The 24,395-nt window shown below is 52.5% G+C and carries 21 protein-coding genes; 11 read left to right on the top strand and 10 right to left on the bottom strand.

What is annotated here, in order from left to right; genetic code table 11:
- Positions 1 to 67 precede the first annotated feature (67 nt).
- Positions 68 to 1,453, top strand: a complete 1,386-nt coding sequence (locus AB1N33_RS04375) for an SPOR domain-containing protein (protein WP_411270323.1) — start codon at positions 68 to 70, stop codon at positions 1,451 to 1,453.
- Positions 1,454 to 1,680: 227 nt separating this feature from the next.
- Entirely contained in the window at positions 1,681 to 2,586 is a 906-nt protein-coding gene (locus AB1N33_RS04370; protein ID WP_411270322.1) for a Dam family site-specific DNA-(adenine-N6)-methyltransferase, read from the top strand.
- Positions 2,587 to 2,595: 9 nt separating this feature from the next.
- Here the strand turns inward: AB1N33_RS04370 and AB1N33_RS04365 are convergent, their stop codons facing one another.
- The 3 genes from AB1N33_RS04365 to AB1N33_RS04355 all read right to left on the bottom strand — a co-directional run bounded on the left by AB1N33_RS04365 (position 2,596) and on the right by AB1N33_RS04355 (position 4,006).
- Positions 2,596 to 2,793 (bottom strand): DUF2970 domain-containing protein, encoded by a 198-nt coding sequence (locus tag AB1N33_RS04365; RefSeq protein WP_411270321.1) that lies wholly within the window; start codon positions 2,791 to 2,793, stop codon positions 2,596 to 2,598.
- Between the two features lie 7 nt (positions 2,794 to 2,800).
- The gene (locus tag AB1N33_RS04360) at positions 2,801 to 3,097 is read right to left on the bottom strand and encodes a hypothetical protein (protein ID WP_411270320.1); all 297 of its coding nucleotides are present in this window, start codon (positions 3,095 to 3,097) and stop codon (positions 2,801 to 2,803) included.
- A gap of 174 nt (positions 3,098 to 3,271) precedes the next feature.
- Entirely contained in the window at positions 3,272 to 4,006 is a 735-nt protein-coding gene (locus AB1N33_RS04355; protein ID WP_411270319.1) for a TorF family putative porin, read from the bottom strand.
- A gap of 361 nt (positions 4,007 to 4,367) precedes the next feature.
- Between AB1N33_RS04355 and rpe the strand changes: the two genes are divergently transcribed.
- The 4 genes from rpe (at position 4,368) to AB1N33_RS04335 (ending at position 8,075) form a co-directional block, all read left to right on the top strand.
- Positions 4,368 to 5,045: a ribulose-phosphate 3-epimerase gene (gene rpe, locus AB1N33_RS04350; RefSeq protein ID WP_411270318.1), complete on the top strand. Its 678-nt coding sequence runs from the start codon at positions 4,368 to 4,370 to the stop codon at positions 5,043 to 5,045.
- Positions 5,046 to 5,072: 27 nt separating this feature from the next.
- On the top strand, positions 5,073 to 6,080 hold the full coding sequence (gene trpS / locus AB1N33_RS04345; RefSeq protein ID WP_411270317.1) for a tryptophan--tRNA ligase: 1,008 nt from the start codon (positions 5,073 to 5,075) through the stop codon (positions 6,078 to 6,080).
- A gap of 33 nt (positions 6,081 to 6,113) precedes the next feature.
- Positions 6,114 to 6,689 (top strand): anthranilate synthase component II, encoded by a 576-nt coding sequence (locus AB1N33_RS04340; protein ID WP_411270316.1) that lies wholly within the window; start codon positions 6,114 to 6,116, stop codon positions 6,687 to 6,689.
- Positions 6,690 to 6,887: 198 nt separating this feature from the next.
- The gene (locus AB1N33_RS04335) at positions 6,888 to 8,075 is read left to right on the top strand and encodes an HDOD domain-containing protein (RefSeq protein WP_411270315.1); all 1,188 of its coding nucleotides are present in this window, start codon (positions 6,888 to 6,890) and stop codon (positions 8,073 to 8,075) included.
- A 21-nt stretch (positions 8,076 to 8,096) separates the two neighbouring features.
- Here the strand turns inward: AB1N33_RS04335 and AB1N33_RS04330 are convergent, their stop codons facing one another.
- The gene (locus tag AB1N33_RS04330; RefSeq protein ID WP_411270314.1) at positions 8,097 to 9,188 is read right to left on the bottom strand and encodes an MBL fold metallo-hydrolase; all 1,092 of its coding nucleotides are present in this window, start codon (positions 9,186 to 9,188) and stop codon (positions 8,097 to 8,099) included.
- A gap of 409 nt (positions 9,189 to 9,597) precedes the next feature.
- Here AB1N33_RS04330 and AB1N33_RS04325 point away from each other — a divergent pair, with 409 nt between their 5' ends.
- Genes AB1N33_RS04325 through AB1N33_RS04310 form a run of 4 tightly spaced genes read left to right on the top strand, consistent with a single transcriptional unit; the run spans position 9,598 to position 14,185 of the window.
- Positions 9,598 to 10,803, top strand: coding sequence for an aspartate aminotransferase family protein (locus AB1N33_RS04325; protein ID WP_411270313.1), 1,206 nt, complete (start codon positions 9,598 to 9,600; stop codon positions 10,801 to 10,803).
- A 29-nt stretch (positions 10,804 to 10,832) separates the two neighbouring features.
- On the top strand, positions 10,833 to 11,870 hold the full coding sequence (gene astA, locus AB1N33_RS04320; RefSeq protein WP_411270312.1) for an arginine N-succinyltransferase: 1,038 nt from the start codon (positions 10,833 to 10,835) through the stop codon (positions 11,868 to 11,870).
- 14 nt (positions 11,871 to 11,884) lie between these two features.
- Positions 11,885 to 13,354: a succinylglutamate-semialdehyde dehydrogenase gene (gene astD / locus AB1N33_RS04315; RefSeq protein ID WP_411270311.1), complete on the top strand. Its 1,470-nt coding sequence runs from the start codon at positions 11,885 to 11,887 to the stop codon at positions 13,352 to 13,354.
- A gap of 24 nt (positions 13,355 to 13,378) precedes the next feature.
- A complete protein-coding gene (locus AB1N33_RS04310; RefSeq protein WP_411270310.1) occupies positions 13,379 to 14,185 on the top strand; it encodes a DUF1338 domain-containing protein in 807 nt (268 codons plus the stop codon).
- A 57-nt stretch (positions 14,186 to 14,242) separates the two neighbouring features.
- On the opposite strand, the gene AB1N33_RS04305 is transcribed toward AB1N33_RS04310, so the two are convergent.
- The 3 genes from AB1N33_RS04305 to parC form a co-directional block, all read right to left on the bottom strand.
- A complete protein-coding gene (locus AB1N33_RS04305; protein ID WP_411270309.1) occupies positions 14,243 to 16,354 on the bottom strand; it encodes a putative bifunctional diguanylate cyclase/phosphodiesterase in 2,112 nt (703 codons plus the stop codon).
- Positions 16,355 to 16,366: 12 nt separating this feature from the next.
- Entirely contained in the window at positions 16,367 to 16,906 is a 540-nt protein-coding gene (locus tag AB1N33_RS04300; RefSeq protein WP_411270308.1) for a heme NO-binding domain-containing protein, read from the bottom strand.
- A 73-nt stretch (positions 16,907 to 16,979) separates the two neighbouring features.
- Positions 16,980 to 19,274 carry a DNA topoisomerase IV subunit A gene (gene parC / locus AB1N33_RS04295; RefSeq protein ID WP_411270307.1) on the bottom strand — a complete coding sequence of 765 codons (2,295 nt, stop codon included), beginning with the start codon at positions 19,272 to 19,274 and terminating at the stop codon, positions 16,980 to 16,982.
- A gap of 306 nt (positions 19,275 to 19,580) precedes the next feature.
- Here parC and AB1N33_RS04290 point away from each other — a divergent pair, with 306 nt between their 5' ends.
- A complete protein-coding gene (locus AB1N33_RS04290; protein WP_411270306.1) occupies positions 19,581 to 22,679 on the top strand; it encodes a hybrid sensor histidine kinase/response regulator in 3,099 nt (1,032 codons plus the stop codon).
- On the opposite strand, the gene AB1N33_RS04285 is transcribed toward AB1N33_RS04290, so the two are convergent.
- From AB1N33_RS04285 to AB1N33_RS04275, 3 genes are all read right to left on the bottom strand, one after another.
- Complete coding sequence (locus tag AB1N33_RS04285) at positions 22,676 to 23,401, bottom strand: substrate-binding periplasmic protein (protein WP_411270305.1); 726 nt, start codon at positions 23,399 to 23,401, stop codon at positions 22,676 to 22,678. The two genes, AB1N33_RS04290 and AB1N33_RS04285, sit on opposite strands and share 4 nt — an antisense overlap.
- A 177-nt stretch (positions 23,402 to 23,578) precedes the next feature.
- On the bottom strand, positions 23,579 to 24,265 hold the full coding sequence (locus tag AB1N33_RS04280; protein ID WP_411270304.1) for a DUF2982 domain-containing protein: 687 nt from the start codon (positions 24,263 to 24,265) through the stop codon (positions 23,579 to 23,581).
- The gene (locus AB1N33_RS04275) at positions 24,255 to 24,392 is read right to left on the bottom strand and encodes a hypothetical protein (protein WP_411270303.1); all 138 of its coding nucleotides are present in this window, start codon (positions 24,390 to 24,392) and stop codon (positions 24,255 to 24,257) included. The genes AB1N33_RS04280 and AB1N33_RS04275 overlap by 11 nt, the downstream gene beginning before the upstream one ends.
- Between the last annotated feature and the right edge of the window lie 3 nt (positions 24,393 to 24,395).

Below are 24,395 nucleotides of genomic sequence, written 5' to 3'. Positions count from 1 at the left end.
TAATTAAGGTCCGCGCGCTGATGCGGTTTCACTGTAGCAGATTACAACGGGAGTTCTGCGAGGGCACATGCACAACGATTTGCATGACAGACTGGATTATCTGGTCAATTATTCTTCTCAGCTGATTTTTGTCAGCGGGGATTCTATTGCCCATCAGCAGCGTACGCTGGAAACCTTTGTGTTCCAGCAACACGATGATACCGAAATTGCTTACCTGACTGCGGATGACACCATGACGATGTCGGACTACCGGCGACAACTGTGCAGGCAGTTGCTCGGTCAGGTTGTCGGCAGTTATGTCCGCCCGCTGAATGAATTACTCGCCGATCTTAATGCCCACGATGGACCGATTCTTATTGCCATTACCCAGGCACAATTTATCCCTGACACGCTTTTACAGGAGCTGTGGGATTTGGTTCTGCAAAGCAGGTTTGCCGGCAACAAACAGCATCTGAATGTGCTGTTATTCGGGGAAACGAAATGGGCTGAGCGTGCCAAGCAATGGTTACCAGCCAAAAATACCGACACGCCATTGCTTATCAGCAGTCAGTCAGTCAACGCCGGACGTGAACAGTCAGATCTTGATCGAATGATCAGCCAGCGGCGTGAAGCGTTTCAGGCACACCTTGCAGCGCGTCACCAACAGCAGCACCGGTTACCGTCGAATGTTCTGCGCTCCCCCTGGTTTATCAGCCTCATCGTACTGGCCTTTATTGGTATTTTTGCCGCCATGGTGGGCTGGCAGTATGGCGATCAGTTGCGTCAGCTGTTTTCCCCTATTGAGACCACGCCAGTCGTGACAAACACCACGGAAGCCAAGCCAGGCACGGCGTATGCCGAGATAGTCGCCGCCCCTGAACCCGCTACTCCAACAGAACCAGAGGTCACTGCTGATCCGCTGGTAACCACCTGGAATGATGCTATTGCCAACCAACAGGCAGCGGATACGCCCGACCCAGGACAAGGTACGGCGCAACCAGATGATGCAGCCCCGGCCGCCGGCATAACAGACACCACCGAACTCAATGACACCGCAACTGCCGTGGCCTCACAGCCAGATACCTCGCTGGTGACAAAGCAGCCACAGCCAGTGCAACCTGCAGAAGCCAAGGTGTCAGACAGTGCGGCTCAACCAACACCAGCGAACGACAATGCGGCCTTACTCAGTGCGGTCCGACCCAGCGACTATTTCCTGCAACTGGCTGGCTTGTCTGACACCACCTTGCTGCAGCAGTTTTTACGCGACAATAAGTTAACCTCCCTGACCAAGGTCTATCAGACTCAGCGGTACGGCGGCGCCTGGTTTGTCGTGTTGTTTGCCACCCCCTATCCGTCCGTTGATGACGCTAAAGCAGCGATAGCGACATTGCCTGCGTTTAACGGTAAGGCCAATGTGTTTGTAAAACGTGGCGATCAAATTCTTAAAGAACTCAACGCCGCCAGACTGCCTTAGTCTGTCTTCCTGCCACAGAACTGGTGCCCACCGTGTTGTGGTTCGATGTGCTATTTAAGCCGGAAACCGGTTTCGTGGTTGTCGACACACGGCATCACAGATACAATCAATGATTACGGTGGCAGACAGGTAACAACACGCAAGCGGCAGCCAGCAGGGCGGCGACACACACGCTGCCATCACCTTTCGCCTGGCGCTTACATTCTGTACGGGTAGTTAGAGAACGCATGACGCAAAAGAAAAACCGGGCCTTTCTCAAATGGGCCGGTGGAAAGTACAGTCTGGTTGAGCAAATTCAGGCGCGGTTACCGCAGGCCAATAAACTCATCGAACCGTTTGTTGGCGCCGGCTCAGTCTTCCTCAATACCGACTTTAAACGCTATCTGCTGAACGACATTAATCCCGATCTCATCAGTCTGTATTCGCTGCTCAAAGCCCAACCTGACGCGTTGATAGCAGATACCCGGCGTTTCTTTACGCCCGGTCATAATGACGAGAAAACGTATTATGCACTCAGGGAAGAGTTTAATCAGACGAAGGACGAATACTACCGCGCTATTCTTTTTGTGTACCTGAACCGTCATGGCTACAACGGCCTGTGCCGTTACAGCCTGTCAGGCAGATTCAATGTGCCGTTTGGTCGCTACAGCAAACCGTATTTTCCACAGGAAGAAATGCTGGTTTTTGCTGAAAAAGCGCAACGCGCCACATTCACCTGCCTGCCATTTGAGAAGGTATTCAGCCGGGCCCGACGCGGCAATGTAATTTATTGTGATCCACCCTATGCGCCGATCAGCAAAACAGCTGCGTTTACCAGTTATGCGGCGAAATCTTTTGGTCATGAGGCGCAGGAAAAGCTGGCCGAGCTGGCTGACAGAGCGGCAAGTAAACGCGGCATTCCGGTGCTGATTTCGAATCATGATCTGCCGCTGACCCGTCAGTTATATCGGGGTGCGGATTTCAGTATGTTATCGGTTAAACGTTCGATCAGCCAGAATGGCGCCAAACGGGCACCGGTCGATGAGATCCTGGCGTTTTTTCCGCCCACCGCGTCACCGGTGACGCTGACCAGAAAACGCAAAAAGCCGGTAGCCGGTCTGCAAACCACACCCACAGTCGGTGCACAGCGCTAAGCCGTATTTTCAGGCCGGTACGATAAGCCTGACCACCCCGATAAGCAGAAAAATAAACAGAACCACAAAGACGACTCCGACCACCACATATCTTACTGCAGAAGCCTGGGCGAAATCCCGCTGATAATTTTTGCCGGTCTGTACGCCAAACGCACTGGCCAGCACACTGAGTATGACCGCAATAATACCGGGTTTTGACTCAGCCACTTATCACCTAGTGGACGGGTGAAACAGGCTGACGATTGCTGCGATCTGAGCCGTGCAACAGCTCAAGCAAATCCAGGAAATGAAATTGATACGATGACGATTTGCCCGCCAACCAGGATAACCAGCTGACTTCCGTAACACTGGCATCGCATTGTTGGGGTATCTGACTAACCACGACAGGATTATTAGCGGGCATATCGGTTTGTGCCTGCCATGCACAGTCCTTTGACATCGTCAGTGTAATTGCTGCCGTCGACGTGAGCATAACCCCCGCAACGATAGAAAGTGTGACGAATTTTCTCATCCTGAGTCCTGTTCACCGGTTAAAACGTGACCATATAATACGCTATTCAACGCCAACGACAAGTGCCACAGACACAAAAACACGTTCAATGACCATAATTTGCCTGCAGGACGCCGTTTATTCGCGTCCTGACAGGCAGCGTGACACAAGCTCGCGCCACGCAGCTCATTTGTTTTACAGAGTGAAATCAACCCCGTATGAAACCGTGAACTTAATTTCATCGTTGTCTAATCCGCCCAGCGCGGCAGGCTCATCACTGTCCATGGTGGTACCCGATACCAGGAAAGAGAAACCATCTTTAGACAGTGAAACGCCCCAGTCACTGTAGCTTTCAGTCAGACCATTAAAGGCCTCGGCAAAATCGCCCTGGTGATGACCAAGGTGAAGACCGACTTCAGCACCACTTTCCAGTGGGATGCTGTAATCAACCGAAATGTAAGACGCCTGTGCAAAACCAAAGTCCTGTCCTTCGCCTTCATCAGCTTCCGTATGCGCCAGTAAATAAAGGGTCGCACTCAGATTGTTGTATCCAACCGTGGCATAAATTTCAGCGAAATCGAACTCGGCTTCAGCATCATAGTTGTAGTACAGGTAACCTACGTCATAGCTGATGTCACCGGCTTCCCCTGCGAAACCAAAGTACATGTCGTGTTCATAGGAGTACACGTCGTCAGCAGCATATTGAACGTTCGACGCCCAGGTACCTGCATAGAAACCACTTTCGTGCGCATAGTCGATACCACCCTGAACAACAGCTTCGTTCGTAGACTGCGTCAGGCCACGCCAGATGTAGTTGCTGCCCGCACTGGCATTCGCCGTCCATTCGCCTTCTGCCATCGCAGAGGCACTGAACAGGGCCGGTGAAGCAAGGGCAACCGCAATCAGCGTTTTGTTAAAAGTGTTTTTCATGTGTGTTCTCCAGTTATTCAAACTTGTTGTAATTTCGTAGTTTTCTGTCTTTTTATTATTGTGCTGTTGAACACTACGCAAGCTTAGTGCCCGCTTACCGACTTCTTTGGATTCACATCAAATAAAAAACGCAACACTCTGTTTTTAAAGAACTTATCATTTCCTTTATTTATGGCACGAAAATATCACCCCACTACGTTGCTGCTTTTTTGCACCAAAACTAAGCAGTTTCCCTGTTTTGGCGCAGCACCGCCGCCCGGTTCACCTTGAGCCCGGCACTTTTTAATCCTGTCGGATTTCGGTAAACTGCGACACCTGCCGCGACACGTTGTCGTACCTTTGCTTCCAATGGGACCACACTATGGCTGACTACATCATTGCCCCATCTATTTTGTCTGCTGACTTTGCCCGGCTGGGCGAGGACGTAGAGGCGGTGCTTAATGCCGGTGCTGATGTTGTGCACTTTGATGTGATGGACAATCATTATGTGCCTAACCTGACGTTCGGTCCCATGGTGTGCGACGCGTTACGGAAGTACGGAATCACAGCCCCTATTGACGTCCATCTGATGGTCAGTCCGGTAGATAGTCTGATTGAATCCTTTGCCAAGGCTGGCGCGAGCTATATCAGCTTCCACCCGGAAGCATCCGATCATATCGACAGGTCACTGCAGCTCATCATTGATGCCGGCTGCAAGCCCGGCCTGGTATTTAATCCGGCAACGCCGCTGCATTATCTCGATCACGTGATGGACAAACTCCATCATATTTTGCTGATGTCAGTAAATCCGGGGTTTGGCGGACAGTCCTTTATTCCCTCCACTCTGGATAAGATTCGTCAGGTACGCCAGCGCGTTGAGGCATCAGGCTATGACATCCGGATAGAGATTGACGGTGGCGTAAAAGTCGATAATATCCGCGAGATTGCAGCGGCCGGTGCCGACATGTTTGTTGCTGGTTCAGCGATATTCAACCAGCCGGATTACAGTGCCGTGCTCAAAAAAATGCGCGCCGAGCTTGCAGCGCTGCATCAGGCATAACCCATTTATAAAGAACAGGTAACCATAATGAACAGTAAACCTATTGTATTAAGTGGCTGTCAGCCGTCAGGACAGTTAACCCTTGGTAACTACATGGGAGCACTGAAGCAATGGGTATCCATGCAGGACGACCATGATTGCCTTTATATGCTGGTTGACTTGCATGCCATTACGGTCAGACAGGAACCCGCACAATTACGTGAGGCCTGCCTGGATGGACTGGCACTGTATCTCGCGTGTGGTATTGACCCGCAAAAAAGTACCCTGTTCGTACAATCACATGTTCCCGAACATGCTCAGCTGGCCTGGGTGCTGAACTGCTATGCCCAGATGGGCGAACTGAACCGCATGACGCAGTTCAAAGACAAGTCATCGCGCAACGTCAACAATGTGAATGTCGGCCTGTACAGCTATCCGGTTCTTCAGGCTGCGGATATTCTTCTGTATCAGGCGCACAAGGTACCGGTGGGCGAAGACCAGAAACAGCACCTTGAGCTGACCCGGGATATTGCCACCCGAATGAATAACCTGTACGGCGACATATTCCGTTTACCGGATCCCGCCATTCCGGAATTCGGCGCCCGTATTATGAGCCTGCAGGAGCCAGACAAAAAGATGTCTAAGTCTGACTCAAACCCGAATAACTTTATCGGCCTGCTCGAAGACCCCAAAAAGGTTACCAAGAAGATCAAGCGTGCCGTCACCGACTCTGACGAGCAGGCGCGTATTTATTTTGATCGCGAAGAGAAGGCCGGTGTGTCGAACCTGCTGACGTTGCTGTCACTGGCAACCGGACGCAGCATTGATGCACTGGTGCCTGAATACGAAGACAAAATGTACGGCCACCTGAAAGGGGATGTTGCCGACGCCGTTGTCGCCCTGATTGCACCTATTCAGGAAAAATACCAGGACCTGCGCAATGACCGGGCCTATCTTGACAGCGTCATGAAAGCTGGCGCAGAAGCAGCGTCGGAGCGCGCAGCCAAAACGCTTGAGACGGTCTACAATGCGATTGGTTTTCTCCCGAAGCCATAAACCACATTTCGCGGTCTGCTGCAGAGAATCACATTGCTGCTACTGATTGATAACTTTGACTCGTTCACGCATAACCTTGCGCGCTACTTTACCGAGCTTGGACAGACGGTAAATGTGGTGCGCAATAATGCCCTGACACTCGATGACATAGAGACCCTGTCGCCCGACTATCTGGTTATTTCACCCGGGCCATGCTCACCCAACGAGTCAGGTATCACACTGGACGCCATCGCCCGTTTCGCCGGGCGGATCCCGATTCTCGGCGTCTGTCTGGGTCATCAGGCCATCGGTCAGGCTTTCGGGGCCAACGTAGTCCGCGCAACGGATATCCTGCATGGCAAGACATCCCGTATTACCCATAATGGTGGCGGACTGTTCCGTGGACTGCCTGCCACCTTTACCGTTACCCGCTATCACAGCTTATTACTCGACCCCGCTACGTTGCCTGATTGTCTGGCTGTCGATGCCTGGCATACCAATAGTCGGGGAGAAATGGAAATCATGGGCATCCGCCACACGTCACTTCCGCTGTGGGGAGTGCAGTTTCATCCGGAGTCGTTGCTGACCGAGTATGGCCATGACGTCCTGCGTACCTTTCTGAACGCTTAAATACTGGCCAGGCAGACGCTTTTCTACCTGATTCAGGTTAACTAAATCGTTCGTTTGCCGATAGATCAGTGACTAATGTAGCCAGAAGTCTACTTTTTACCTGTGTATCAGTAAGGTATAAATATGAATATCCGTTCGTCCGCTGTCCGGGAGAATTGCTTTCGCGGTACTGCCAGTAATATCAGGAGTGTACTTGCCATGTCTGACGCCACGCCACCCCCTGGTTTTGGCGAACGCTTTGAGAACGTACTGATCTCACCGTTGCGGGTGTATAAGATGCTTGGTAAGCGCAGCCCGGGCGAAGTGACCTATGAAGAGTCCGAGCAAAGTAATGCCCGCCGCGAATTATTGCGGGTAGAAAAACAGGCAATTAAAAGCCGTTTTGCACTGGCACAGTCTGAAGCCTCTTATCTCGACACCCTGCGCAGTGAACTGCATTACTCATTGTTCCACGAAATTAAGCAGCAGATTGCGGACTCTGGGCATGTATTCAGGCACGTTCTGACACTGAATGATGACGTTACCGCGCTGATTGATATTCTCGCGACGCGCGCAGCGTCTGTGTCGAAGCTGGAGCCTCATGCCGCCGCGCTTCCCTGGCTCTACGAGGAGTTGCTACAGGTAGTGAACTCCGCGTCATTCCGGCGACGCGACTCCCGCGGACGGGTTATTGTCGTAGAATCACTGAAAACGGCGTTGAGCTTTTTAGGGATAGAAAACCTGCAAATGTTGCTGCCTGCGATGATCTTCAAGAGAACATTGCCCCAGATCACCGATCCATATCCGCAAATTAAAGCCAAACTGGCGCAATATGCTACCGGCAGCGCAGTCACTGCCATGGCCCTGGCGCGCTTCAGCAATGTGAAGCCATACCCTGCATTCGTGCTGGGTATGCTGAGTCACCTTGGCCGCAGTGCGCTGATTCGGTTGTATTTCAAATATTTTGATCTTGTTCAGCGTGAGATGTTGCAGGAAGCACAAAAAAATAAAGCACGCGAACGTCACGACGCGTTGCTGAAACTGTCGCCGTCGCCAAACTATCTGATTGCGCTGCAGGAAGAGTATGCCAATAACCTGGCCGCCGAGCTATTCGAGCACATGGTGTTTCGTCGTGTACCGCTTGCCGAACCCATGCGCGAGTATGCGCGCAATGATGTCAGTGCGCGCGGCACATCTGCGGACATACTCAGACAGGCGACCTGTTATACCCAGGTACGTATGCTTCATCAGCACCGGTTTATTGATAAGGACGAGGCGAAAAAGCAGCTAAAAATGGCTCGCCTGCCTGTCGGCGCAACAGACTGCCTGCGCGGCATGAACATATTTGAACTACCACTTATTCATGAGCAGGACGAGGAAAACCGCAAGCCCGGGGTGTACTGCTAATCGGCAACCCGCTGTGGCTGGCTATAAGGCCACCGACTCTCCCTCATTTAAAATAACCACCGGCAGGCCGGTACTGACCGACTGATGCATATTCAGTAACCGATACAGCGGCGAGTGAGACGAATGGTCTCCCATTTGCCAGCTGGCGTTGCCATACCCCCATGGGATCATCACCCGGCAGCCTAAATCGCCGGCCGCCACCAGCGCATCCTCCGGCGTCGTATGAACATAGCGGTACCAGTTTGCATATTCTTCATGATAATACGACGCAATCGGCAGCAGGCAGACGTCGATATCACCGTACCGCTGCTGAATTGTTTTGAAGTGGCTTGAATAGCCCGTGTCACCGGCAAAAAACAGGGTTTTCCCCTGGTACTCAAGCACCCATCCGCCCCACAGCGCATCATCGTTGTCATCGTACAGAAACGGCACGTAGTAACGACCGTTAAAATGGTGGGCAGGGACCGCGTGAACAGTGACGTCGCCCAGCGGGTATTCACTGAACCAGCTCATTTCATTGATGTTCAGTCCGGCGTCCGGGAAATAGCCGGCGGTATCCTGATGCACAAAGTACACCGGATCGCTGCCGAGTTTATCAATGTCCTGCTTATTAAAATGGTCATAATGCAGATGTGAATACAACACCGCATCAACCGCTCCCAGCGTTTGCTCATCCAGCCAGGAAGGCAATGAGCGGGTATGCCCTCCCGTCATGGCGTGCAGCCAGTCGACCGGCCAGTCAAACTGACCGCTGACCGGGTCAAACAACAAACGGGTATCATCCGGTAACCTGACGACAAAACTGGCATGCCCCAGCCAGGTGACAGTAAACCCGGTATCCAGCTCAGGTGTCAGGTTGTTGCCTACATACCGGCACTGCTGTGTAGCCTCCTCGCAGACAATCTCGTCGGTGGGCGGATAGCAATCGCCCTCACACGTCACCGGATACGTTTTTCGGCCCGGGTCAAGATTGTCATAAAGACCGTCACTGGCACGGCTGACCGGCCCCTCTTCACCACTGATCTGTGTAACCTGGTTGGGCGCGCTAAAGACAGCACAGCCCCCTGTGATAAACAGCATAAGCATCAGCGCGACAAATCGGTGCAGATACATTTCGCCCTCAGCGAACAGAATAATCCAGTCTGCATGGTACAGGACACTCCTATAACGTCACAATGCACGCAATCGGGGGATCCTGTTACGAAACGTGTCAACGTCACTTAACAGGTTTTTTTATGGATATTCATGCATAACGGCGGAGGAAATCTCTGTACCTGTTTTCGCTACTCGTCCATAGTCTGGCATTCTGTTTTACCCGGCCACCGGGTAACACACAAAAAGTAGATAGTTATTCACTTAAACTGCAAATTAAGCCAGAGACCGCATTTTTAAAGGGCTGCAGCAATTCTTGCACAAGACTTTTACACGCAGAAATGGCATAATGTTAACCAATTTCGATTAAAAACCGCGCTGAGACACAGCCTGTTAACAAGGCTCTGGCGCCTAAGATGAGGTAAAAAAGATGAAAGTTACTCGCGCAACTTTTGATGATGTCATGGTTCCGAACTACAACCCGGCCAGCATGGTACCGGTCCGCGGTGAAGGCTCTCGCGTCTGGGACCAGGACGGGAATGAGTACATCGATTTTGCCGGCGGTATCGCCGTAAATGTGCTGGGTCACTGCCACCCTGAGCTGGTTAACGCCCTCAATGAGCAAGGCAGCAAGCTGTGGCACCTGAGTAACGTGTTCACTAATGAGCCGGCTCTGCGCCTTGCCTCTAAACTGACCAGCGCGACCTTTGCAGAGCGCGTTTACTTTGCCAACTCAGGCGCTGAAGCCAACGAAGCGGCACTCAAGCTGGCACGTCGCTGGGCGCTGGACAAACATGGCGAAGAAAAAAATCAAATCATCGCGTTTAACCGTGGCTTCCACGGTCGTACCTTCTTCACGGTAACGGTGGGTGGACAGGCAGCTTACTCAGATGGCTTCGGTCCTAAGCCTGGTGCGGTTGATCACTGTGACTATAACGATCTGGCTGCACTGGAGGCGATGATTTCTGACAAAACCTGTGCAGTGATGATGGAACCGCTGCAGGGTGAAGGCGGTATTATTCCTCCTGAGCCAGAGTTTGTGAAAGGCGTTCGTGCACTGTGTGACAAGCACAATGCTCTGCTTATTTTTGATGAAGTACAGTCAGGTGTTGGCCGTACCGGTCACCTGTATGCGTACATGGGCCTGGGCGTGACGCCGGACATTCTGACCACTGCAAAATCACTGGGTGGCGGATTCCCGATTGGTGCCATGCTGACCACAGCAGAGATTGCCGCGCATCTTAAGCCGGGTACCCATGGCAGCACTTATGGCGGTAACCCGCTGGCCTGTGCCGTTGCCGAGCGTGCCTTTGACATCATCAATCAGCCGGAAATCTTAGAAGGGGTGCTGAAGAAAGAAGCCCTGTTCCGTGAGCATCTGGAAAAAATTAATGAAAAGTACAAGGTGTTTGCCGAAGTACGTGGTAAGGGTATGCTGCTTGGCTGTGCACTGAACAGTGACTACGAAGGCCGTGCCCGTGATTTCATGATGGCCGCAGCGGACGAAAAACTGATGTGTCTGGTAGCGGGCATGAACGTTATTCGCTTTGCACCGTCACTGGTTATTCCCGACGAAGACATTGTTGAAGGCCTGGCACGCTTTGAACGTGCGATTGCGAAAATTGCAAACGCCTGATAATCCACACTAACGTTGAGTAAGCGAACATGAAAATTATTCGCCCAATCACGGCTGCGGATTATCCGTCGCTGTACGATATAGCAGAAGAATCCGGCATCGGCTTTACGTCGCTGCCGGTTAACGAAGAACTTTTGCGGAATAAGATTGCCCGGGCAGAGGCAACATTTACCAAAGCCAATGTCACCCGCCCAGGAGATGAGTCTTACCTGTTTGTTATGGAAGATACCGTGACTGGCCAGGTTGTAGGTACAACCGGCATTGAAGCGGCCGTCGGCCTTGACGATGCGTTTTATCATTACCATATAGGCAAGGTCGTACACGCCTCGCGGGAACTGGATATCCACAATACCGTGGAAATTCTGACATTCTGTAACGACTACACCGGGGTTACAGAAATCTGTACGCTGTTTTTGCGTGAAATGGCACGTGGCGGCATTAATGGCCGCTTCCTGTCGAAAGTTCGCTTCCTTTTCATGATGGAGCACCGCGAGCGCTTCTCAGAAACCGTGATCGCAGAAATGCGGGGTGTTAGTGATGAAAATGGTTGCTCACCCTTCTGGGAGTGGCTGGAAGAACATTTCTTCTCAATGGACTTCCCTACGGCTGACTATCTGACCGGCATCGGCAACAAAGTATTCATTGCAGAACTGATGCCGAAGTATCCGATTTACGTCAATCTGCTGAGCAAAAAAGCGCAGGCCGTTATCGGTCAGGTGCATGAAAAAACCCGTCCGGCACTACAATTGTTGCAGGAAGAAGGCTTTAGCTGCCGTGGTTACGTAGACATCTTTGATGCGGGCCCAACGGTAGAAGCTAACCTCAGTCACATTCGTACAGCGCAGGCCAGTATGAAACTGCCGGTACTGATCGATGATCAGACAGCAGCAAATGGCCAGACGCATTACATTATCAACACGTCGGTTGAAAACTTCCGCGCTGTTGCTACCGAAATGGTGGTAAGTGAAGAACAGCAGGTCGCGGTCATTTCCCGACAGGCAGCCGCTGCACTGAATATCAGTGAAGGCGACCTGGTGCGTTTTGCACCGGTGAAATTCAGAGACTAACGACAGGAACTGACATGCAGAACACACATTTTATCAATGGTGCGTGGATGGCCGGCGAAGGCCATGACATTGCATCTGTCGATCCGGCAAAAAATGCCGTTATCTGGGAAGGTAAATCTGCGACACCATCACAGGTAGACAGCGCTGTTAAGGCAGCGCGCGCAGCCGCTCCAGCCTGGGCCGCAAAAACCGTAGAAGAACGTCTTGCGATCATCAAACGTTACGGCGAACTGCTGACCGATGCCAAAGACCATATGGCAAAAGTCATCGCCCGCGAAACCGGTAAGCCTGAATGGGAAACCGCGACCGAAGTGGGTGCCATGATGGGCAAAATTGGTATTTCTGAGAAAGCGTATTTTGACCGTACCGGGGTTGTAGAAAACAGCGTTCCGGTAGGTAAAGCCTTTATCCGCCATAAGCCGCATGGCGTTGTCGCCGTATTTGGTCCGTATAACCTGCCGGGACACCTGCCAAATGGTCACATTGTGCCTGCCCTGATTGCCGGAAATACGGTTATCTTCAAGCCCAGCGACCTGACGCCTTTAGTTGCACAGGAAATGATCAAGCTATGGGAAAACGCAGATTTGCCGGCTGGCGTGCTTAACCTTGTTCAGGGCGAAGTCGAAACCGGAAAAGCACTGGCTTCTCATCCGGGTATTGACGGTCTGTTCTTTACCGGCAGCTCGCGCACCGGCAAGCTGCTGCACGAACAATTCTCCGGCCATCCGGGCAAAATCCTCGCACTGGAAATGGGCGGTAACAATCCGCTCATCGTCAAAGACGTGGAAGACCTGGATGCCGCTGTCCATGACATTGTGCAGTCAGCGTTTATCACCACCGGTCAGCGCTGTACCTGTGCCCGCCGTCTGTTCCTGCCGGCAGGCGAGACCGGAGACAAGATTCTGTCACGTTTGATCGAAGTCAGTAAAAACATCAAAGTGGGCGAGTATGATGCCGACGACCAGCCGTTCATGGGTGCCATGATTTCCGCGAAAGCGGCCGCCATGATGGTTGAGGCACAAGCCATGCTGGAAGACAAAGGCGGCAACGTGCTGCTGCGTCTGGAACAACCGGAAAAAGACAAAGGCTTCGTAACACCAGGCATTATCGATGTCACGCCGATGCTAGATGCACTGCCGGATGAAGAACATTTCGGGCCGTTGCTGAAAGTCATCCGTTATAACAGCTTCGATGATGCTATTAATGAAGCCAACAATACGACTTTTGGTTTGTCAGCCGGTTTCCTGGGCGACAGCGAAGCAGACTACCGTTACTTCTTCGAGCGCATTCGTGCGGGTATTGTGAACTGGAACCGTCCGATCACAGGCGCCAGCAGTGCCGCACCGTTCGGCGGTATTGGTGACAGTGGTAACCACCGCGCCAGTGCGTACTACGCGGCAGATTACTGCGCCTACCCGGTTGCCTCTGTTGAGCTGGATAAAGTAACCATGCCGGGCACACTGAGCCCTGGCCTTACAATGTAAAAAATCAATAAGGACCCTACTGATATGCACAGTAATATCGACGCTCTGTTCGACAATCTGTGGAAAGATTACATCGCGATTACCCCGTCAGCGCACAAAGTGCATGCACTGCTGCTGGGTGAAGAAAGTGGCGATGAAATCGTAAATGACCACGTGGCATTTCGCACTTTCAACCTGGATAAAACGTCACTGGATAAACTGGCAGCCCATTTCCTCGCGTTAGGCTATGAGGAAAAAGGTCAGTACAACTTTGAGGCGAAGAAACTGGATGCAAAGCATTTCGAGCACCCGGATGACACGCAGCCTAAAGTGTTTATCAGTGAACTGCGGGTTCAGGAGCTGTCTGACGAGGCACAAAAAATCATCCACAAACTGGTTGATCAGATGAATGCCGACACGGTTACTGAAGATAACTTCCTGTATTCAGGCCGCCACTGGGATATCACCAAGGCAGACTATGACACCCTGCTGAATGAGTCTGAATATGCAGCCTGGCTGGCAGCATGGGGATTCCGCGCCAATCACTTTACTGTGAGCGTGAATCATTTAAGTCAGACGCAGGAGTTGTCTGACGTGAATGACCTGCTTAAAGAAGCCGGCTTTGTCCTGAACACCTCTGGTGGTGAAATTAAAGGCGGTCCGGACGTGTTCCTTGCACAGTCATCGACCATGGCCGACCGCGCAGACGTCGACTTTGGCGGTGAAACCATCGCCATTCCAAGCTGCTTCTATGAGTTTGCGCAGCGTTACGATATGCCAAACGGTAAACGCTACCAGGGATTTGTTGCAGCGTCTGCTGACAAAATCTTCGAAAGTACCAATACCAAGTAACCACGGTTACGGTTAAAAAGCCCGCGCTCTGACGCGGGCTTTTTTATTCCTCAAAGACTACAGGTTATTCCGGCCAAGGAACTGCTGGTAGGGCATCGGGCGGTCAAAATAAAAGCCCTGCAGCAGTGACACACCCGACTCGATAATAAAGGGCAGATATGAGGCTTTTTCTACGCCCTCAACCACAACGTCCACCTGCAGGCTGTTCAGCATGGCAGTAAGTCCCTGGAACAGGGCCAGTGCACGGGTATTGGTATCCAGTTCACTGACCAGACTGCGGTCGACCTTAACGACATCAAAATCAAACTGCCGCAGATAGCTGATGGCAGAAAAGCCGGCGCCAAAGTCATCAAGCGCAAGCCTGAATCCGAGCTTTTGCAGCGACTTAAGCGCCTGCATAGCCCGCTCCGGCTCTTTCAGGAATGCCGATTCCGTCAGCTCGATTTCGATCAGACCGGTTGATACCTGACTGTCGTCACAAATCGCTCTGGCTATACCGGGGAAAGCAGGATCCACTAGCTGGTTAACGGTGATATTGATGGCCAGTGGGATGGTTCTGCCGTTTGCTTCCATCATTGAGATATAATCACAGGCTGCCTCAAGCGCCTGACAGCCAATCTGGCTGTCCAGGTTATTGTCTGATGCAATAGGGATGAAAATATCCGGTGGCACCAGGCCATGAAAGCCTGACATCCAGCGACACAGCACTTCACCGCCGCGAAGCTGCCCGTTCAGGTCATATTTGCCCTGAATGTAGAAGTCGAGCATCTGGCCTTCAATGGCGCGGCGTAACTCATTGGCCATACTCACCTTCTCAGCCATTTTTTCGTAAAGACCGCGCTCATATACCTGTACCCGCCCTTTCCCGCTTACCTTGGCATGATACATGGCGGCATCCGCAGCCTGAATAATGCCAGAGGGGGTATCACCATGCTCAGGATAAAAGGCAACGCCAATACTGGCCGACAGCCACAAATCTGCTGACGGAGTAGAGATATCCAGATGTTCCAGTGCGTCAATCAGCGCATCGCTGTTCGCTACCGCCTGCGCAGGTTGTGTCATCACCACGACGAACTCATCCCCCCCCCAGCGCGTCAGTGTGCTGTGCCGGTCAAAAATGCGGGTTAATACCCCGGCCACCGCTTTTAGACAAGCATCGCCCTGCTCATGCCCGGCAGTATCATTGACCTGCTTAAACCCATCTAAGTCAATAAACAGCACCGCGAAAGCCGTCTGCTTATCAGTTAGTCTGGTAATGGCATCGTTTAATCCATTGCGGTTGAGTAATCCGGTCAGGTCATCCTGCAATGCAAGCTGACGCAAGCGGGCCTCATTTTGCTTACGCTCACTGATGTCACGCATCGTGGCGATAAAATACGGGGCACGTTTTTTTTCTTCTGCAAACCGGGCAATAGACAGTTCAATCGGGATTGGCTGACCGAAGGGCGGGGTAATCTCAGTCTCGACATGCCGCTCCTCATCGGCACTCAGTTGTGAAACATCGGTCTCATCATGAATATAATCGGACAATTGCCGACCGATGAAACCATCTTTATTTTCCACCCCCATAAGCCTGCCAAACGCCTCGTTGGCTTCGGTAATTTCCAGCGATACAGACAATACCACCATAGGTTCCCGGGAACTGGAAAACGCCGAGGCAAGCAGATGAAAAGAGTGTTCGGCATCAACCTCGTGGGTAATGTCCCGGGTAATACCAACAATATGCAGGGCCTCGTTATTTGCCCCCCGCTCCAGCACCCTGCCACGTAACCTGACCCACTGATACCCATTGCCCGATTTAAACCGGAACGTCGATTCAATGCGATCCCGGCTGCCGTGAACGGTCATCGCCCACACAAACTGGAGATTCTCAATATCGTCGTCATGAATAAGTCGCATCAGCGAGATGAGGTTGCCGCGTGAGACACTTTCCTTTCCGCCCGTCAGGCTGAATGAGCGCACTTCAAACAAATCATCTGCAGCACGCCATTCCCAGAATGAAATCTGCGATGCCCACAGCGCCAGTTCGAGCTTTTTCTTAGCCTGTTCCGATTCCTGCAGCGCCTGATACAGCGCGATACTTTTCTCTGTCAGAATGGATTCTGCCTGCTTTCTGGCCTGACGCTCGCGCCTGAGTCGACGTTCCAGTGAGGAAATCATTTCATCCATGTCACTCTCCGATCACGCGACTATCTCGATACTGAATTCAAACGTATGAGGCTCAGCGGTGCGCAGGGTCTGGCAGGCAATCTCACAGTCAAAGTGTTGCGCGGCGCCCTGCAGCAGTCCCTCTGCCAGTGTGGTCAGTTCCCGTTCGGAATAATAGCGAAGGCGCATGGCATTATCGGTGCGCGACAGTACGGTAAAGCGCGGCAGATCAGCATCGGGGTACAGCTTTTTCACCTGAACGTGGATATCACCGTCGAGGTGTTCCAACACATCCAACAGGGAGTTTTTTTGCGTAAGCACGCTGGCATGGCTGTCTGCCAGACGACCAAACAGGTAAACACCAAAGTCATGCAGTAAGGCATCGGAGGATTTCTGGGTTTTCTCGACCAGCACAGATAACAGCTTCTGCATGTCGTCGAAGGGGTAATAGCCAACGGCAGTGTAGGCGCCGTCGTTATCCAGACGGGCTTGTGTGATAACTTCATCAGCAAATTCAGGAGATACTTTTTCCTCAAGCATCTCAATCAGCGATGTAAAAATCACTCCCAGCATTCACGACGTCCTTTTGTTGTCTGTTTACTCAAGCGTAGTATAAGTAAAACAGACAACAACAGGATCCGCTAAATTATTCTTCTGCCGGTGAATTTTCTTCTCCGACCGGGTTTTGCGCCGCCTCAATCTGCACGTCGTCAACGCGCTGCAGACCGCGAGGAAGCTTATTACCGCGGCGTCCTCGCTCACCCATGTAATGCTCCAGATCAGACGGTGTCAGCGTCATACTGCGTTTGCCGGCAGTGACACGGATCGACGCCCCTGCGGGTACCACCGCGATATGACGGACATACTCCTCGCGTGATTGCGCTTTCGCTGAGGGAATATTCATCATTTTGTTGCCTTTCCCTTTACCCAGGCTGGGTAAATCTTTCATTGGGAACAGCAGCATACGCCCTTCTGTCGAGACCGAGAGACACAAATCCGTCTGCGGATTAAACACCCGTTGCGGCGGCAGCACTTTTGCGCCGGTCGGGACCGACAGATAGGCTTTACCGGCTTTGTTTTTACTGACCATATCGGCGAACGTACCCACAAAACCATAACCGCCATCAGATGCCAGCAGATACTTGTCGTCATCCCGTCCCATCAGCACGTGCTCAAAGGTTTCACCACCAACAATCGAGAAGCGTCCGGTCAGTGGCTCCCCCTGACTGCGTGCCGACGGCAGGCTGTGCGCGTCGCAGGCAAATGCCCGACCCGACGAGTCAAGGAACACGGCGGGCTGATTACTTTTACCCAGCGCGCTGGCTCGGTAGCTGTCGCCGGCTTTATAGCTGAGTGACGGCGCATCGACATCGTGTCCTTTGGCACAACGGGCCCAGCCTTTTTCCGACAACACCACAGTGACTGACTCGGCAGGCACCAGCTCTTTTTCTGACAATGCTTTGGCCTCACCACGCTCAACCAGCGGCGAGCGGCGGTCGTCACCATACTTTTCAGCATCATCCAGTATTTCTTTCTTAATCAGCGTTTTCAGCCGACGCTCCGATCCAAGCAGCGTCTGAAGCTTATCCCGCTCTTCTTCGAGATCGCTCTGCTCTCCCCGGATTTTCATCTCTTCCAGCTTGGCAAGATGACGCAGTTTAAGCTCAAGGATCGCTTCCGCCTGGGTGTCAGTCAGACCGAAGCGCTTCATCAGTTCAGGCTTGGGTTCATCAAACGTACGGATGATCTCGATAACTTCATCGATGTTCAAAAACGCGATCATCAGACCTTCGAGGATGTGCAGCCTTGCCAGCACTTTATCCAGACGATACTGAAGACGGCGGGTGACAACGTCCTTACGATAAGTCAGCCATTCAGACAGAATCGTTCGCAGATCTTTAACCTGCGGGCGCCCGTCCAGTCCAATCATGTTGAGGTTGACCCGGTAATTTTTCTCCAGGTCGGTGGTCGCAAACAGGTGCTGCATCAACTGTTCGGTGTCTACCCGGTTTGACCGCGGGGTAATGATCAGACGGGTTGGGTTTTCATGGTCTGAATCGTCGCGCAGGTCGCTGACCATTGGAAGCTTCTTCGCCTGCATCTGCGCGGCAATCTGCTCCAGCACTTTACTACCGGATGCCTGGTGCGGCAGGGCGGTCACGACAATATCACCGCCTTCTTCGCGGTAAACGGCGCGCATTTTGATACTGCCCCGGCCGGTTTCATAGATTTTACGAATATCTTCACGCGGCGTAATAATTTCAGCCTCGGTGGGATAATCCGGCGCCAGTACAGTATCGGTAATTTCTTCCAGCGTAGTGCGGCTGTTGTCCAGCAGCATCGCGCAGGCATTGGCCAGTTCGCGGACGTTGTGTGGCGGGATATCAGTTGCCATCCCAACCGCAATCCCGGTCACCCCGTTAAGCAGTATATGAGGCAGTCTTGCAGGCAGCACGCTGGGTTCTTTCAGCGTACCATCAAAATTGGGCACCCAGTCGACCGTTCCCTGACCCAGCTCACTTAACAGCACCTCACTGAAGCGTGACAGGCGCGCTTCGGTATAACGCATGGCAGCAAAGGATTTCGGATCATCCGGGGCACCCCAGTTGCCCTGTCCGTCGACCAGCGGATAACGATAGGTAAACGGTTGCGCCATCAGCACCATCGCCTCGTAACAGGCCGAATCCCCGTGCGGATGGAATTTACCCAGCACGTCACCTACCGTACGGGCCGATTTTTTGTATTTGGCATTGGCACTCAGGCCAAGGTCAGACATCGCATAAATGATGCGTCGCTGTACCGGCTTAAGACCGTCTGCAATATGTGGCAGCGCCCGGTCCATGATGACGTACATGGAGTAATTGAGGTAGGCATCTTCGGTGAAACGCCGCAGGGGCAATTGTTCAATGCCGTCGTTACTTATGGTTATCTGGTCGCTCATGAGGTCTTATTCAAATTCTTATTAACGTCCACAACATTCAGGCAGCGTGCCAGTTTCTGGCGCCTGAGTTCGTACAGTTCGCGTAAAGCTCGCGTACCACTGGCGGGGGTAACCGTTGAAGCTATTGTGGGGCAAAGGGGAAAGCAGTGCAACAAACGCGTTGCACTTGCTGCCCTCGCAGACGGGCACCGTACAGCAGCATCGTGGTTATTGTATGCGTTGCTTTGTACAAAGCAGGAAAGTGATGGTTTAATAGCCGTATTACTGATTGAGTTTTCCGCCACGTTGAAGTCTTTATTATCACTGATGACTGTCTGGCTGCTGTTGTGTATGAGCGTGCCGGCCAGTGCACAACAAACCGTCCAGCTTTTTGATGAAGACGCGTCGATGACGCTGTCCGACTCATTGTCGGTGCTTTATGAACGCGATCAGCCACTGACTATCCAGGATGTTCTGAAGCGCGACGCCGATTTTCAGCGGTATTTCGATTCAAACCCTAATTTTGGGTTCCGCGACAAAGGCCTGTGGCTGAAAGTCGTGATCAGCAATGTCAGTAACCAGAACGACTGGGTCGTCACCGCCAACTTCAGCCAGCTCGACAAGGTCGACTTCTATCTGGTGACAGACGGTCAGCTTATTTCTGAGAGCCATCAGGGTAAAGCCCAGGGGCAGCAATACCGGGTGCCGACCTTTCGCACGCCACTTCCTGCGCTTGCCTCGTCGGTGCTTTACATTCGTGCCGAAAGCCACTCCTCAAGCCTCATTCTGCCGTTGGAAATCGTGCCGTCGCCGGTGCATGGCAAGCATGTTCAGGTAGACGGCCTTCTGTGGGGACTGTTCTATGGCGGTCTCATTATACTGGCGATCTATAACCTGGTGCTGTATTTCGGCGTAACGGAAAACAGCCTGCTCGCCTATGTCGGCTACATCATCGCCGTGTTGCTGTGGCAGTTTATCTGGGGCGGACATGTTCAGCTTATTGCGCCAAACGGTCTGCCCGACTACCTGGTTCATCATACCGAACTGATTTTTGTCATTATTGGCATGAGTTCCGGAGTGTTTACCATGACCTTTCTGGAAACCTGGCGGCATGCCAAAAGTGCCCACCCGGTGATCCAGTCCCTGTTGTTTGCCCAGGGTGTTATTGGCGTCATGTGCCTGATTGACCTGGTTCCGCCCATCTGGAAGAACAATCTGGTGTATGGGGTCGGCATGCTGGCCATTTGCAGTTATATCTATGCTGGCTTTGAAGCCTTCTTTAACCGCTTTCAGCCAGCGCGCTACTTTATTTTTGCCTGGACCATGCTGGCTACCGGCGCCATTATCGGCATGCTCAGCCTGGTTGGTATTCTGCCCTCTAACGACTTTACCACCTATTGTTTCCAGGTTGGGGTGTTCCTGGAAGCAGGCCTGTTTTCACTGGCACTGATGGAAAAAAGCCGCAGTCAGCTTGAAAGTGAGGTTGAACAGGCCACCAACGATCTGCGCAATAATATGGAACTTATCGAGGAGCAGAATGCGCGTCTGGATATTGCCCGTAAGGATGCGATCAAAGCCAGTAACGTAAAATCTCAGTTTCTGGCTAACATGAGCCATGAAATCCGAACGCCACTGAATGCGATTCTGGGCTTCAGTCGTGAACTGACCAATGCCTCGCTGCCGTCAGATCAGCAGGAGCAGGTACGCATCATCAACACGGCGGCAGACAACCTGCTGAGCATCGTCAATGATGTCCTCGACTTTTCCAAGATTGAAGCCGGCAAACTCACCATTAACAACCAGCCCTTTTCACCCAATCAGTTGCTGGAGGAAATGGTCACCATTATGTCGAAATCAGCGCATACCAAGCGACTGGAGTTTGCCTTTGATCTCGGTCCGCTGCCTGAAAAGCTGATTGGCGACGTGTTCCGGATTAAACAAATACTGAATAACCTGCTGAGCAACGCGCTGAAGTTCACATCCAGTGGCATGGTGACACTAACCGCCAAATCCCGTTCCTTACCCCATGGGATCCATGAGCTGATGTTTCAGGTGGAAGACACCGGCATTGGTATCAACCGCCATGACAGAAAAAAACTGTTTAACGCCTTTTCTCAGGTTGAAGACGCGCTGAATCGCAGTTACCAGGGCACAGGCCTGGGGCTGGTTATCAGCCGGGAGCTGGTCAGACTGATGCGGGGCGAGATCACGCTGCGCAGCGTACCCAATATAGGCAGTACCTTCACCGTCACGCTGCGCACCAACCAGCTAAGCCAGAAGTTCAGCCTGAGCGCTTCCAATGACTGGGTCGGTAAGCACGTTGTGATTTTTGATCCGGTGGCAGAAACCCGCCGCACCAGCGCCGCCATGATGCGTAAGCTGGGCGCAGTTGTGACCAGCGTCGAGTCTATCGACTTTCTGAAACGCTGTTGCGACAAACCAGATTACCTGTTTGCCACCGTGCCTGTTAGCCGTCTGGACCGGCGCGATGCCATGCTCAGTGAACTGGTCAGGGTAAATGCAGACAAACGTATCCTCTGGTATTCAGGCCCTGAGCCATTTAGTCAGTACCCCAGCCTGCAGGAATATTTTATCAGTCAGGTGCGCATGCCGCTGACACTATCCAAACTCGACAGCCTGGTACACCGGCGCGCACGGACTAACCGCAACCCCTTGCAGGACAAACTGGATGCCTTACCGAAAGCGCGTATCCTGGCAGTAGACGACATGGATATGAACCTGAAACTGCTGCATACCTGGCTGGACGATTCGCCAGTCAGTCTGACCACCTCAATGAGCGGGCAGGACGCCATCAACCGCTGTCAGAGTCAGGAGTACGACCTGATCCTGATGGACGTACAAATGCCCGGCATGGATGGTCTTCAGGCATCGCGGGGTATTCGCCAGACGCCATTGAATATGGGCACGCCAATTATTGCTGTCACCGCGCACGCGTTTAAAGAAGAGCAGGAACGCCTGCTGGCATCAGGTATGGACGACTACCTGCCAAAACCCATCGACATCAATACCCTGCTTGATCTTATCCGGCGCTGGTGTCAGAACGTCGAGCCGGTTCCGATGGCGCTGCCTACGCTGGACTGGCAGCTTGCCCTGAAACGCGCCAACCATAACCATGAAGCGTCAAAAGAACTGCTGAATGACTTCATCCGTTTGTTGCCACAGTCTGTTGACGTCATTAAACGGGAATGGGAAAACCGCAACTATGCCGGTCTGAAAGCAGAGGTCCACAAACTCCACGGGGCGTGTTGCTATACCGGTGTCCCCAAATTACAGGATCTGGCCAGAGAGCTGGAAACGGCACTCAAACTTGGACAGCATTTTCTCGTCGCCGAGCAGTTGCCTGCGTTTATTCTTGAAGCGGAAATTGTGATTGCAGAGGGGCTGCGTCAGCTCGACCCGAGCTAGTTTGAACGGTATCTGGCTTTCATTGCCTGCCAGGCGGGATCATCCTGCAGCCCCGCCATCAGGCGCTGCAGCTCGTCATGCAACTCATGCTGTTGCGGTGAAGTAAATGCTCTGCGGGTAAAAGCGTCATGGGGCTGCTCTGAAAAGTGAAACGTACTGCTGAGCTGATGCTTACGCTGGAGGTAAGAAAATACCGACCGGCTGACAATACCAAAATCAACACGGCCCTTAGCAACGAGTTCCAGCACTTCCCGCTCACCAATGGTGTTCACTCTCAGTAACTCCCCGGCCGCCACCGCCTCGTTAATATTCATGTAGTAAAACCCTGCCACGCCGGCCATGGTTTTCCCTTCCAGCGAAGCCGGATCCTGGTACTCAAACGGCGTGCTGGCCAGCGACACAAACTCATCCCTGTCTACAAAAAGAGGTGGCAGCCAGAGAAACCGCGTCTCGGTATCGTCCGCAAACCAGGTTGGACTGACACCGACTACCACCCCATCGAGCTTATCTGAGGCAATCATGTAATCCAGGCGCTTGCGGGGGATATAGGCGGTCGAAAAGTGATAATTTGCACTGCGACTGTTAAGCAGCGTAGCAAGGTCAAAATACAACCCTTCCTCTTTCTCGAGGCTGGTAATAAACGGAGGCTTATTGTGATAGGTGTAGAGCACCACCTGTCTGCATGACGGGTTAGCATACGCCGTCATACTGACTATGAACACCAACACCGCCAGTATATGCGTACGGCAATAACGCCCTGAAATAGTCACCGATAACACTCTTTACCGAGTCCGTTTAACAACAAGTATAGTGGCTCTGTCACAGATGCAAGATGAATACGTGTTTACCCCCCCGTCTGACAGCTCGGGACTTTCCGGACAGACCTGCCCCCTTTGTGTTCAGAGCCGCTCGCGCGCCGCTTTGCATTCGCGTACCAGTGCGACGAAGTCGGGGGGACTGCGGTCAAGCTCTGACGCAGAAATGAAAATGTCCAGGCCAAGCTTTTCTCTGAGCTGGGTCATACGATGTCCGAGCATGGCCTTGATCCCGGTCAGAACATCACCATCGGGCAGCGTAAAGTGACGGTCATCAAACATTGACTGCTCATAGCAGCTGCCGGTCGGACAGTTATCATCCGTATTCTGAAATAACAAGGGGCGCTGCTCCATCAGCAGATGGGTGGCCAGACGAGGCGAGACGCTTTTAAGAAACGGGCCATAGTCTTTGATTCTGAATCCGACAGTCTCCAGCTCAACGTGATCCAGTCCGCGTCTGACGCGCGGACAGTCCACCCGCAACAAATTATCCCAGTGAATTTCCCAGCGGCCAAGACGATGAAAATAGCCAATCGACTGAGGTGAAATGGCAATGCTGTGCTCCGGCTCCCGCAACTTAAAGTAGCCTATCAATAGTGCCACAATGGACGCACTGGTCATAAACACGCCAGCCAGAAAAAGCCAGTCCGGTGCCAGTGACAGCCACAGTGCTGAAAACAGCAGGCCAACAACGCCAATCACGAGGCTGGTGAGGCCGTTTCGTTTTGACGTGGCGCGGATAAAAATAGGTTCAACAGACTCAGAAGACATACCAGTACACCAGAAACATCAGCACCGCCCAGATGATATACAGCCGGATCCGCTGACACACCGGACAGTCGGTATGCCAGAACCGCAGGCGTCCGCTGCGAGCATCTGATTGGCGGTGTTTTGTCATTAC

It is taken from the genome of Alteromonas nitratireducens, assembly GCF_040812025.1.
Classification (GTDB): Bacteria; Pseudomonadota; Gammaproteobacteria; order Enterobacterales; family Alteromonadaceae; genus Alteromonas; species Alteromonas nitratireducens.
Note: the sequence above shows the minus strand (reverse complement) of the source record. Positions and strands in the feature narration are given on the sequence as shown.